10 protein-coding genes and 2 pseudogenes are annotated in these 11,879 nt (G+C 67.6%); 6 read left to right on the top strand and 6 right to left on the bottom strand.

What is annotated here, in order from left to right; all coding sequences use genetic code 11:
• Positions 1-181 precede the first annotated feature (181 nt).
• Positions 182-523, bottom strand: coding sequence for a tyrosine-type recombinase/integrase (locus tag Raf01_RS48290; RefSeq protein WP_203924927.1), 342 nt, complete (start codon positions 521-523; stop codon positions 182-184).
• A gap of 111 nt (positions 524-634) precedes the next feature.
• On the opposite strand from Raf01_RS48290, the gene Raf01_RS48285 reads away from it, so the two are divergent.
• From Raf01_RS48285 to Raf01_RS48275, 3 genes and pseudogenes are all read left to right on the top strand, one after another.
• Positions 635-2,530, top strand: a complete 1,896-nt coding sequence (locus tag Raf01_RS48285) for a glycoside hydrolase family 15 protein (protein ID WP_203924926.1) — start codon at positions 635-637, stop codon at positions 2,528-2,530.
• A 35-nt stretch (positions 2,531-2,565) separates the two neighbouring features.
• Positions 2,566-2,880 (top strand): annotated as a pseudogene (locus Raf01_RS50425) (transposase); the annotation flags it as partial.
• 778 nt (positions 2,881-3,658) lie between these two features.
• Entirely contained in the window at positions 3,659-4,063 is a 405-nt protein-coding gene (locus Raf01_RS48275) for a hypothetical protein (RefSeq protein ID WP_203924925.1), read from the top strand.
• Between the two features lie 149 nt (positions 4,064-4,212).
• Here the strand turns inward: Raf01_RS48275 and Raf01_RS48270 are convergent, their stop codons facing one another.
• Positions 4,213-4,569, bottom strand: a complete 357-nt coding sequence (locus Raf01_RS48270; protein WP_203924924.1) for a MafI2 family immunity protein — start codon at positions 4,567-4,569, stop codon at positions 4,213-4,215.
• A gap of 331 nt (positions 4,570-4,900) precedes the next feature.
• Here Raf01_RS48270 and Raf01_RS48265 point away from each other — a divergent pair, with 331 nt between their 5' ends.
• Positions 4,901-5,425: an alpha/beta fold hydrolase gene (locus tag Raf01_RS48265; protein ID WP_203924930.1), complete on the top strand. Its 525-nt coding sequence runs from the start codon at positions 4,901-4,903 to the stop codon at positions 5,423-5,425.
• 88 nt (positions 5,426-5,513) lie between these two features.
• On the opposite strand, the pseudogene Raf01_RS48260 reads toward Raf01_RS48265, so the two are convergent.
• The 3 genes and pseudogenes from Raf01_RS48260 to Raf01_RS48250 all read right to left on the bottom strand — a co-directional run.
• Positions 5,514-5,825, bottom strand: a pseudogene (locus Raf01_RS48260) (transposase); the annotation flags it as partial.
• A gap of 555 nt (positions 5,826-6,380) precedes the next feature.
• Positions 6,381-7,667 (bottom strand): IS701 family transposase, encoded by a 1,287-nt coding sequence (locus tag Raf01_RS48255; RefSeq protein ID WP_203924929.1) that lies wholly within the window; start codon positions 7,665-7,667, stop codon positions 6,381-6,383.
• 248 nt (positions 7,668-7,915) lie between these two features.
• Entirely contained in the window at positions 7,916-8,458 is a 543-nt protein-coding gene (locus Raf01_RS48250) for a helix-turn-helix domain-containing protein (RefSeq protein WP_203924923.1), read from the bottom strand.
• Between the two features lie 59 nt (positions 8,459-8,517).
• Here Raf01_RS48250 and Raf01_RS48245 point away from each other — a divergent pair, with 59 nt between their 5' ends.
• Positions 8,518-9,819, top strand: a complete 1,302-nt coding sequence (locus tag Raf01_RS48245) for an alpha/beta hydrolase (protein WP_203924922.1) — start codon at positions 8,518-8,520, stop codon at positions 9,817-9,819.
• Positions 9,820-10,505: 686 nt separating this feature from the next.
• Here Raf01_RS48245 and Raf01_RS48240 read toward each other — a convergent pair.
• A complete protein-coding gene (locus Raf01_RS48240) occupies positions 10,506-11,186 on the bottom strand; it encodes a class I SAM-dependent methyltransferase (protein ID WP_203924928.1) in 681 nt (226 codons plus the stop codon).
• Between the two features lie 154 nt (positions 11,187-11,340).
• On the opposite strand from Raf01_RS48240, the gene Raf01_RS48235 reads away from it, so the two are divergent.
• A complete protein-coding gene (locus Raf01_RS48235; RefSeq protein ID WP_203924921.1) occupies positions 11,341-11,544 on the top strand; it encodes a cold-shock protein in 204 nt (67 codons plus the stop codon).
• Positions 11,545-11,879 lie beyond the last annotated feature (335 nt).

Below are 11,879 nucleotides of genomic sequence, written 5' to 3'. Positions count from 1 at the left end.
GTCATCGGACCGCGCTGTCGCCACACCCAACTCCCGTACCGCCTCGATTCATCCCGTCGGGAAGGTAATGCGCCGCCCCTCACTCCGTTGTCAGGGCAGGTCAACTCGATGACCATTCGGCGGCATGTCACGCAGGTCGTGTTACTGATCTGTCACCAGGTCCTCCGACCGGGCAGGCATGTTATTCGACGCACTCGGCGTCTAGCAGGTCGGCTGCTTGCTCGGCGATGATGACGTCGGTCTTGAGGCGTTTGACGAAGACTTTGACGGCGTGCCGGTTGATCTGCGTCAGTGGTATTCGGCCGAAGCGGGGCAGGATGTGGTTGCGTAGGTGGCTGTCGTATGCGGCGCGCTTGGCTGGACCGGCGATGTGGCCCTGCTCCCAGATCGAGACCCATTCGGCGAGGGTGATGCGGCCGGCGGCGGGGTCGAGGTAGGTGTCGGTGGCTTGGTCGATGGCGACTTGCTTGCACCACAGCTCATGGACTGGGAGAGTCGCTGCCTGCGACGGCGGTTCGACCAAGGAGGAGACCGGTGCCGACGTCGAGAGACCGCGCTGGCTGCGCCGATCTTGACGGCTTCGCGTCAATGGTCTATGCCTATACCAATCTGGATCTTCCAGCTGGAGGTACCCATGGCACGCGTCCCGCGCCGGCTGTTCGGCGCCGTCCTCGGCGCCCTGACCCTGGCGTCGCTCGCGGCCGCCCCGGCGCGGGCGGACGCCCAGGCGGTCTACGACCGGCAGCTCGACGGCTCGACGCAGCTCTTCCTCATCAACGCGCCGAATAACGCGGCGGCACAGGCATTTACCACGGCCGACGCCCGGCTCACCGCGCTCAGCGCGTACCTGGTGAGCAACTCCGACACCGGTACCCTCGACGCCCAGGTCCGCACTAGCGTCAAAGATCCGTCCACTACGCTCGCCGAGAGCACGCTGCAATTGAGCGCCCTGGGTGGCGCGGGCTCCGGGTGGGTCACCTTCCCAATCGACACGGCGGTCACCCCGGGGCAGCAGTACTTCCTCGTGCTGGAGGCCAGCGACACCACCGACAAGGTGATCTGGAACGGCGTCAAGACCAGTCTGCCCGACGCCCTGTCCAGCTGGAACTATGACCTGTCGTACTGGGGCGGCTGGGAGGAGTACAACGTCGGCTCCTACACCAGCTTCCACGCCGCCTTCGCCATCGACCCGACCGGTGAGGACGCCTGCGCCGCCGCCAACAGCTGCTACCAGCACATCCCGGCCGCCGATCTCGGCGTTACCACAGCCGGGCTGCTTGGCAACGGCCAGACCACGGTGGCCGTCCCGCCGCAGCAGGCATACGGCAGCAGCTACGTCCCCGACAGCGATGTGCTCGTGCTCCCAGACGGGCGTTGGCGCTACCTGCCCGCCGGTGCCACCGCCCCGGTGACCGTCGCGGCGAACGACGCCGGCGCCCGCGCCCGGATCGCTGCCGACCGGTCCTGGCTGCGCTCGGGCCGGATCCCGGGTAGGACCGCGCAACAGCGGGACATGGCCAGCCGCGCTCTGCTCGACCTGCACCTGCTGGAGCAGCCGAACGGCGCGCTCGCCGCGGCCTGGTACGGCGCCTGGAAGTACAACTGGCCCCGCGACGCCAGTTTCGCGGCGGTAGCGCTCGCGGCGACCGGGCACGGTGCCGACGCGTACCGGATCCTCACCTTCAGCGCCTCGACGCAGAAGGCCGACGGCACCTGGGACGCACGCACCCTGCTGACCGGGCCGCAGGTGCCCGACGGCCGGCAGTTCCAGCTCGACGCGGATGGCTGGTTCCCATGGGCGGTCTGGGAGTGGGCGCAGGCGGTCATCGGCGACCAACGCAACCGGCTGCTGCCGGCGCTCTTTCCGGCCGTGCGGCGCGCCGCCGACCTTGCCGCCGGCTCACTGAACGCGCAGGGACTGCCGCCCGCGTCGCCGGACTACTGGGAGGTCGCCACCACCGCGCCGAACATCGGCACCGCGGCGCCGTGGCTGTCCGGGCTGCACGCCGCCGCCGCCTTGGCTCGGCAACAGCACGACCGTGCCGACGCGGCGCGGTGGGAGGCCGCCGCGCAGCGGCTCCAAGCCGGCATCGACGCCACCTTCGCCACCAACGGGTACTCCCGCACCATCGACGGCAATGGCCGCGACAGCGCCGTCACCTTCATGACCGCCCCGTACAACCAGGGATCGGCTGCAGTTGACTCGGCCATCGACAGTACGTTCGATGCGCTGCTGACCCCCAACGGCGGAGTCGTTCCCGGCAACGACCCGGCCCACACCTGGTTGACGTCGTGGACCCCCGAGACGATGTTCTTCGCACTCGCCTGGTCCAGTGCGCACCACAGCGCCGACCGGTCCGAGCAGTTGGTCTCCTGGCTCGGCGGGAAGCGCACGGCGCTCGGCGCGCTGCCCGAACAGATCAACCAGTCCGGGATAGCGATCTCGGTCGCGCCCCTGGGTTGGACCGACGCGCTGACCCTGATGACGCTGACCCAGCTCGACGGCCGCAACCTCCCGATCCCTCGCTGACCGCGCGCGGCCTCACGCGGAGACGTCAGTGAGCGCGTTGGGACGCCGACCGCATCCGCGACGACGTGCGTGATCTCGTGGTGCAGACACTGGGCCGCCCGGACGGCGTGCTGATCCCGGACGAGACCGGATTCCTGAAGAAGGGCACCTGCTCGGTTGGGGTGCAGCGCCAGTACACCGGCACCGCAAAGCGGATCGAGAACAGCCAGGTCGCCGTGTTCCTGGCCTACGCCTCCACCGTTGGTCGGGCGTTGATCGACCGGCGGCTCTACCTGCCCGCCTGTTGGAGCCAGGATCACGAGCGTTGCACCGCCGCGGGCGTCCCTACCGAGGTGGCCTTCGCGACCAAAACCCCTGGACCAATACCAGGTCCGCGGCTGGAAGCCCTGGCACCGGTTCGTCACCCTGACCATGCTCGCCCTGGCGATCCTGGCCACCCTCACCGCGACAGCCGCCCCAATACCCACCCCCGACCCGCACCGCTACGCCCGGCAACCCGGCCCGGTCGCCCTGACCGCGTCCGAGATCCGCCGCCTGCTCAACATCCTGCTCATCAGACCCGCCCGCGGCATGCTCACCTGCTGCACTGGTCAAACTGGCGACGACACCACCAGGCCAGCGCCCGCCGAGCACACTACCGACGCAGACTCGCCACATAGATCGCGAAGTGTCACTGCCGTACTAGGTCGGCGATAGCGGCGGCGCAACAGGTGCCGGGCGCCGCAGCGGAGTCCTGCGTCGACAGCGCGGCCGAGGACCGCGGCGCACCAAGCCGACCATCACGCCGACGTGCTGCTGGAAACGCATCCGGTAGCGAATGCCCATACCTGCAATCTACGGCGTGAGGTTCTGGTCATGAGCGTTACGCGAGGAACCCGCACGATGGACCGTGGGAGCGCGAAAATCCCTCCAGCAGCGCGCAACACAGGTGTTCAAGGTTGTCTTCGGACACGTCTGCTGTCAGCTGGCGATTTGAGTCGTGGTGGTCGATGCGGGCGGCGATGCGGAATCACGACGTAGTTCTCCGAACCGGTCCCCGATGCGGCTGGCTCAGACGTTGGTCTCCTTCCTTGAAGGGCCTACCATCCGGATGGTGGACGAAGACATCGATCGAATGTGCCAACGCGCGTGATCACGGGTGCGTTGATGCTATTGGCCGCCGCCGGGTTCTTCGGCGTTGGCGTCTACACCATCCGGGCTGGTCGACTCCCCGGCCCGAGTTGGTTCAGAAACCGCCGTAGTGTTCCCGCCTGGGCCACCGGCCTGAGCCTTCTCATGTTTGGCGCTAGCAGCACCCTGTGGGCCATCTCAGAGTTCAGCGACAACCTCATGCTGCGTCTCCCTGCATGGTGCATCTACGGGGCAACCGTGTTCTTTCGCCTCGGCGTGAACCTGCGACATCCCGATCAACAGGAGGTCAGCAACACGACCCGCAGTGAAGGTCAGCCGCCAACGACGACCAGTACAGCGATCGCCGGGCATGCCACCGTTACGGAGGCGGCGACGCTGGGCGATATCGGGAACCAGACCTGAGACGGAAGCGCTCGCCAAGTCGTCGGAGGCGGTGGCGCTAGGGGTTCGCGGGCAGATTCGGACCCGCGACCCTGAGATGAAAAGACCGCCGGGGTGACCGACCCTCACCGATCTCGAAGGATTGTCGGGGTTTGGGGGTGGGCCCCGGCCTACTCGTGGGCGAGGAAGATTCGCCGCCATGGGTAGCCGCTCCATTGCGGTCCCGTGTCTCCGACCGTGACGGTTGTGTCTACCGAGAATTCACCGCGTACCGCCCCCATAGTCAGCGCTTCGAACTCGGCGAGCATGTCGGCGATGTCCTCGTCGGCTCGCTCTGTGCGTCGAGCGAGGGCGATATGAAAGGTGACCCTGTCTTTCCCGGCCTGGACGGCGATTCCGCGCACGTCCGAGCCAATGTTGCCAAGGGACGCCTGTACCGCGTCCAGCACAACGTGGTTCTGCCAGGTGAGTTCTGGCCCGGCGTTAGGGCCGAGGATGACCTGGGGGTAGTCGTCGTTCGCCGTCATGGCCTCATCTTCCATCGGCGGCGTGGGTAGGTGCGGCCGCGTTCGCCGGCCACGGCCCGGTCCTCGTCGCCGTTCCCAGCGACTCCAAGGGCCGGGCGATGCCGGCGGCAAGCCGCGCAGCGGCGCGGCAGCGATCGTGCGGCCGGAACCATTCGCGAAGGAGGACGACCCTCAGCGATCGTCAACTGCACGGCCTGAGGCGCCCGCCCGCAGCGCAAGTTTTAGAGGGTGATGATCTCCGGGACCGTACGCATGGCTCGCCCGCTCGCGGCGGTGCGTTGGTGACCGCTGGTGCGCGCTCGCGACCGCTGGCGGCACGGGTTACTGGCCCGTGGATGGCCCCTTCGCAGGACGGTCGCCGCAACCGCAGTCGATCCGCCTGCTGGACCTGGTCGCGCTCCAACTCAAAGCCCAGATCGCCGAAGCGACCCGGCAGGGCCAGTTCACCCCGGAGCAGCAACGCACCGTCAACGCGGCCGTCGATGCCGCCGTCACCTCCCTGCGCGAACAGCGACCGGTCGACGCCACCGACCTGCCCACCGCGGTCGCCCAGCTCTTCGAGGCATTCCAAGGCCCCAACGCCCGGTTCGTGGAAAGCGACGACGCCGTCTACCCACCAGACACCGCCGCCGCACTCCGGCCGGGAACCAAGGTACTCCTGACGTGCGGCGCGAACGACGCCCAGGTCTCTTGTGCCACAACGAACGCCCTGACGAACGCCCTGCCTCACGCGCATGCCGGTGGACCGGGCCGAGTGACGCTGCCGGGAGTGGACCATCTGCTGCACGACGCCGACCACCCGGACACGCTCGCGCCGCCCGTACTCGACGCCTTGCACCGGTTGGCCCGACACTGACGCCGGCCGAGGACGCCCCCGGACCGCTAGTGCTCTGATCGCGCAAGTTCGCCGGGTTGGTCAGGTCGCGGTGGCGAGAAGGGTATCCGCCCCAGCGGACACCCTTCTCGCTGCGGACGCGGGCGCGTTCCTTGCGTTCGGCGGCCAGGACGTCGCGATGGCGGGCGTTGGCGTTGCGCCAGCGCAGGTAGGTATGCAAGGCCCGGGTCTGAACCGTGTGGTTGGGATAGTTCGAGTTGGCGATGCTGAACTGCCGCAGCGGCCCGAAGTGCGCCTCGATGGGGTTCGCCCACGAGGCATAAGTCGGGGTGAAACACAGCTCGACCCTGTGTTTCTTCGCCCAGTGTCGGATGCCGCCGCCCTTGTGTGCGGACAGCTTGTCCAGGATGACGTAGATCGGTCTCATCCCGTGTCGCACTGACACAGCACCGCCCATCAGGACTCAGGCACCAGCATCGCCGCAGGCCCTGTTGGCGATCTTGGGAGCGGGAAGGCGAGCATGTCGCGGAGCAGTTCATAACGAGCGTCGACATGTCCGTGCGACGAGGGCTACGGCGCCACGGTCAACTGCAGAGCGCTTCTCCAACCAGGAAGAGGTCAAGATCCTGCTCCCAGTTTGCTCCCACCTGTAACCAGCATCGACTCCACCGCGCCTTTCACACACCTCGATCATCAGGCGGGTGACCTCGAACGATACGAAGCAGTTCAGCGCCGTTCGTGGACGTTGAGCGCAGTTGTGTCAGCGAACGCCCACCGAGCCCGTGACCAGCAACCATACGAGGCCCCCCCCAGGTCAGGCCGGACCGTTCGCAGCCGATGCCAGCCGTTCGCAGCCGTTCAGCGCCGTTGCGAGCGACCCCGTGCTCCCAATCTGCTCCCACCGATCACCGCGTTGGCGACGTCCTCTGCAACAGCTGCACTACCGAGTTAGTTCTCCAGCCCGGGATCGTTATGTTTATGTTGGTTGATGTTCGACCTGGTCTCGGCGGCGGTAGTGGCTGGTCTTGGCTCTGGCTTGGTGGAGTCGTCGCCAGCGGGACCATGCCAGCCAGTGGATGATGGTGTGCGCGGTGCTGCTGATCAGTTTGGCGAACAGGTGGCGGATTTCGTTGACGGTCAAAGGGATCAGCTGCTGATCGGTCGGGTGAGCGCGGGCGCGTTCCCGGGCGGCAATCACGGTGAGGATGGCGTGGGCGAGCATGACCAGCGTGGTGTGCCGGTACCAGGAGTCCCAGCGGCGGACCTGATGTTCGTCCAGTCCGGTGGCGTTCTTGCCGGTCTGGAAGCAGGTTTCGATGCACCAGCGGGTGCCGGCCACGCGCACCAGGGTGGGTAGGCCGACGGGTCGGGGTGACCAGCAGCGGTAGAAGGCCAGCTCGCCATCGGTCAGGCTGCGGCGCACCAGCAGCCAGTGGTGCCCGATCTGCTCGTCGTCGGGTGGGGTGATGGCCACCCAGGCCCGGTCGTATTCCCTCGGTCCTTTGGCCCCGTCGGCGACGCTGTAGCGGTTCCACGCCCGGCCGCTGAGGGCGGCGACGACCTGGTCGGCGCGTTGCGGCCCGAGGGCGGGGCAGGCGGTGATCCGGTGGTTGCGGGCCACGGCCAGCACGTAGCCCATGCCGCGGGCCTGCAGGTCACGCCGCAGTCCCCGGTCACCGCCGTAGAACTCGTCCGCGGTGGCCCACGCTGCCGGCACACCAGTATCGGCGGCGCGAGTCAGCATCCGCCGGGCCAGGGTGATCTTCGTGGCGAACCGCACCTGCTCCGGCACCCCGGCAGCAGCGCACCGCTGCGGGTCGTCGGTCCAGCACCGCGGCAGGTAGACCTCTCGATCGATGAACGTGTACCCGTGCCGGGACGCGTAGGCCAGGAACACCGCCACCTGGGCGTTCTCGATCCGTCCGGCCGTGCCGGTGTACTGCCGTTGCACCCCGACGCTGGCCAATCCCCGTTTAAGATCACCGGTGTCGTCGATGATCAGCACCGCACTGGCGTCACCCAGCTGGTCGACCACGTACCGGCGCACGTCATCGCGCATCGCGTCGGCGTCCCAGACCGCCTCACCCAACAGCCGCTGCATCCGGTGCGGGGTGCGGTCCCCGGCCTGTTCGGCCAGCTGCCAGCACGAACGGGTGTCCACATCGGACAACAAGCCGAGCAGGAACGCCCGCGCCTGCCGGCGCGGCTCCACCCGACTAAACCGGCCCGCGACGTAGGCGAACCCGGCCTCGAACTCGCCCAGCCAGCCCTCGGCCGCTACGCTGTCACCATCGGCCGCCACAAGATCTTTAGTGGTCTCCACAATTCGCTGATGATCACGTGGCGGCCGCCTCTACGCCCGTAGACACGCCGCCCGGGCCCGCCCCAACCCATCGCCGAATGTCTAGATAACGATCGTCGATGTGTGCGTCGGCGCAATCGCTGCGGCAGGCGGTAGGGCTGGGATGATTCAGCTCGGGGCGGTGGAGGCTGTCGGCTGGGAACCGGGGCTCAGTCGGTGACGGCGGGTGGTTCGCTGGGGAAGAGAATCGGGCTGAGCAGGTATCGCGTGCGATCGGGTGTGGGTGGGTTGGCCAGTCGGGGGACGATTGCCTCGCGCAGTTCCTTGATCATGGAGTTAAGTTCCTCGCCATCGAGCCAAATGGCGTGCTGCCGGTAGCCGACGGGGTCGGTGGCTGGGTTGGTGTGTTCCCGGTCGAGGTAGGCGTTGAACTCGGCGACCAGGGTGGCCACGGCGGTGGCGAACGCGCGCCGGTGCTCGTCGGGTGTCAGCGACGCGGCTGTGCCGGGGTCGATGCTGGCCCGGTCCTGGCATAGCCGGTAGTGGCGCTCGACCGCGCCGCGTACCCGTCGTTCCTCGGCCACCTCCAGGACTCCACCGGCGGCCAGCAGGTCGACGTGCCGGTAAACCATCGCTTTGGAGACGTCGGGCAGCCGTGTGCACAGCTGTGCTGTAGTTAGCGTGCGTCCGCCGCGCATGGCGTGCACGATCCGTAGCCGCACCGGATGTCCCAGCAGTTCCAAGGTGTCCACTCCCCAACGATCTCAGATCATGCTACCGTTCGCAAAATCAGAGAAAGGGTGGGTGTGGGATGACGGTGGGGACAGACCCGGCAGCAGTCGCCGCAACGGTGGTCGGGATGGCGCGCGAGGGACGCTTCGTGGACATCGAGGCGCTGTTCGCCCCGCGGCTGCGCGCTGTGGTGTCGGCCGAGACGCTGCGGGCGAACTGGGTGACAGAGATCTCCAGGGTCGGTGCGATCACGGCTGTTGGACAGCCAACCAGCGAGCCGGGCAAGACCGGGTTGGTCCGGGTGAGCGTCCCGGTGACCTGCGTACGTGGCGGACTCATGGTGGTCATGTCAGTTGACGACGCCGGCATGATGCACGGCCTGCGGCTCGCGCCGCCGGCTGCCATGTCCTGGGAGCCTCCGGGTTATGCCAACCCGAAAAGGTTGATCGAGCATGAGGTCACCGTCGGCTCCGGCGCACTCGCGGTTCCCGGCACGCTGACCCTTCCCCGTGGACGAGGCCCGTGGCCGGGTGTGGTTCTGCTCAGCGGCGGCGGACCGTTCGACCGGGACGAGACCAGCGGAGCGAACAAGCCGCTCAAGGACCTGGCATGGGGATTAGCCAGCCGTGGTGTGGCAGTGGCCCGCTTCGACAAGGTGACCTTCGTCAACAGTGATGTGGTCACCAAGCCGGGTTTCACGATGGCCGAGGAGTACGTGCCGCACGCGCTGGACGCGGTCCGGCTGCTCCAACGGCAGCCGGGTATCGACCCCGCGCGCGTGTTCGTGCTCGGCCACAGCATGGGCGCCACTGCCGCCCCAAGGGTAGCGGCCGCCGAGGCGTCCGTCGCAGGCATGCTGATCCTGGCCGGTGACACCGTGCCGCTGAGCCAGGCCGCTGTGCGCGTCGCCCGCTACCTGGCCACCCTGAATCCCGGCCCAGACATGCAAGCCGCCGTCGAGCTGATCACCCGACAGGCCGCCCTGGTCGGCAGCCCCGAGCTGTCACTCGCCACACCGACAACCGACCTGCTGTACGGCTGGCCGGCTTCCTACTGGCTGGACCTGCGCGACTACGACCAGGTCGCGACAGCCGCGGCGCTGGACAAGCCGATGCTCATCCTGCAGGGCGCCCGCGACTACCAGGTGACCGTGGTCGACGACCTCGCCCGATGGCAGGCGGGCCTCGCTCACCGGCGCGACGTCACGATCCGCGTCTACGACGCCGACGATCACATGTTCTTTCGTGGCGAAGGCCCGTCCACACCCGCCGGGTACGAGCCGCCGCAGCACGTCGACCCAGCCGTAGTCGTCGACATCGCCGATTTTCTGACCGCCGGCCAGCGGAAGATCGCCCGGCTGTTCCCCCGTCGCAAGCACTGACCCCGCCGATCCGGAGCACGATGACATAGGGCGTGGAACAAGCCCCCGCCACCGCGACCGGCCCGAACATCAACCCACATCTACATAACGATCCCGGGCTGGAGAATTAGTTCGAGCCGCCGAGAAGGTCAATAGCGCTGCCATGCCTGCCCTGGCCCGCCCGCGGATGAGCACGGCGACAAGGAGCGTAAATCAAGATCCAATGGCCGGACGCCCGTAACGTCCGAATGGTCTACCAGTTCCGCGCATCGACCTCTGCGACGATGCTCTCGACCGTCTCTATCGGTATCAGGATCGCGATGTCCCAAGTCTCGCCGTCGTGACCGACCACGACCGTGTCAGCGTCACCATCGATCGCCCAGCGCACCGGGGCGGCCGCCGACTCTCCAACATGGAGGCTTCGTCTCGTCGCCCAGTCAGCGCCACGGATCTCACGCGGGTGCTGGCCGGTCCAGACGGGGGCTGGGCGCCCGGACGTGCTGTCGAGTGCGATGTTCCTGTATCCGTGTCAGCACGGCGCGAGGCAGCCAAGGGCCCACTCACGCCCCGCTGGGGCAACACTAAGGTGCCTACCTCGCTCGCCTCGTCAACCTACGACATCCGCTTGGATAGGCGACCGGAGGTGAGCTTCGGTACGAGTCTCCTCACGGTCGGCGCAGTCTTCGGACGTTCGTCCGCGCCTCGGTTTATCGCGGTCGAAGCACGCTGATCCGGCTGATCTGTGGCTCCGTCGGGGCGTCGGTCGGGGCGGGCGTATAGCTGGCAACGGTCGTCAGACGATCGGCGGGCAGGTGTCCGCGTCCAGGGTCGCCGACGAGCACCAGGACACCGCGCGCGGCGGCGCGGCGGAGGAACGGCCACATCCGCTGCGCGATCGCCTCGTTGTAGAAGACGTCGCCAGCGAGTACCACGTCGGCGTCGCCGCCATCGTCATCAAGCAGGTCGTTCGGGCACGGGGTAACCGTCACGCCGTTGGCCTTCGCGTTCAGCGTGATCGCGGCCAGGGCGTACGGATCGACGTCGTTGGCCGTTACCGTCGCTGCGCCGGCCAGCCCTGCGGCGATGGCCACCAGCCCCGACCCTGACGCCACGTCCAGGACCCGCCTGCCGGTCACCGTCGCCGGATGATCGAGCAGGTAACGTGCCAACGCCTGACCGCCTGGCCACGCGGTGGCCCAGAACGGGGCGGTCAACGCCGCACCCATCTCGGCCTCCATCCGGGCCCACCACACGACGGCATCCTCCGCCAGGTGGAGGCGGATCTCAGGAACCAGCGGCGCCTGGACGAGATGGAGCCGATCGGATCCGGACATCTCCGGCGCGGCCAGTTCGTCCTCGAGATAGGCAGCGGCGCCTGTCCGACTCATCATGAGTCAAGCATGACCGACCGGCCCAGCCACTCATGCAGCAACCCCGACCTGCCCGCGTGTCGTGAGCCGCCGCGCGGGGGCCGATCGGGACACAGTACTGTCTCTTGAGACGGCCGATCACCGCCCGTTCAGAGCATTAGGGAGTAAGCACATGGCAACCGGCACCGTGAAGTGGTTCAACTCGGAAAAAGGATTCGGCTTCATCGCGCAAGACGGCGGCGGCGCCGACGTGTTCGTCCACCACTCCGCCATCGCCACTAGCGGCTACCGCGAACTCAACGAAGGCCAGAAGGTCGAGTTCGACGTCACCCAGGGCCAGAAAGGACCCCAGGCCGACAACGTCCGACCCCTCTGACAACCACCGCCACGGCGGGCTCGAAGGCCGGACCGGCTGACCGGACGCACTTCGCCAGCGTGCACCGGACGGACATGATGACCGGACGCGCACCGTGGAAGAGCTCCCACGGCGACCCCGAGCCGGCGTGGGCAGCGCTCGAGACGGAACCGCTGTCCAGATCCGCAGATGCTCCGCTCCGTTGCGGATGCGCCAGAGGTTCGGGCGAAGTCGGGGCGATCGAGGTTGACCGTCACGGAGTTGCCCAGGTTGTTGGTGAAACTAGCCATCGACTCCGTGCACCTCCGCCTTCTCGAAGGGTTAACAACTGTTGGCGTGCCTGTGGTCTTTAGCGA

This window comes from Rugosimonospora africana (genome assembly GCF_016862975.1).
Taxonomy (GTDB): Bacteria; Actinomycetota; Actinomycetes; order Mycobacteriales; family Micromonosporaceae; genus Rugosimonospora; species Rugosimonospora africana.
Note: the sequence above shows the minus strand (reverse complement) of the source record. Positions and strands in the feature narration are given on the sequence as shown.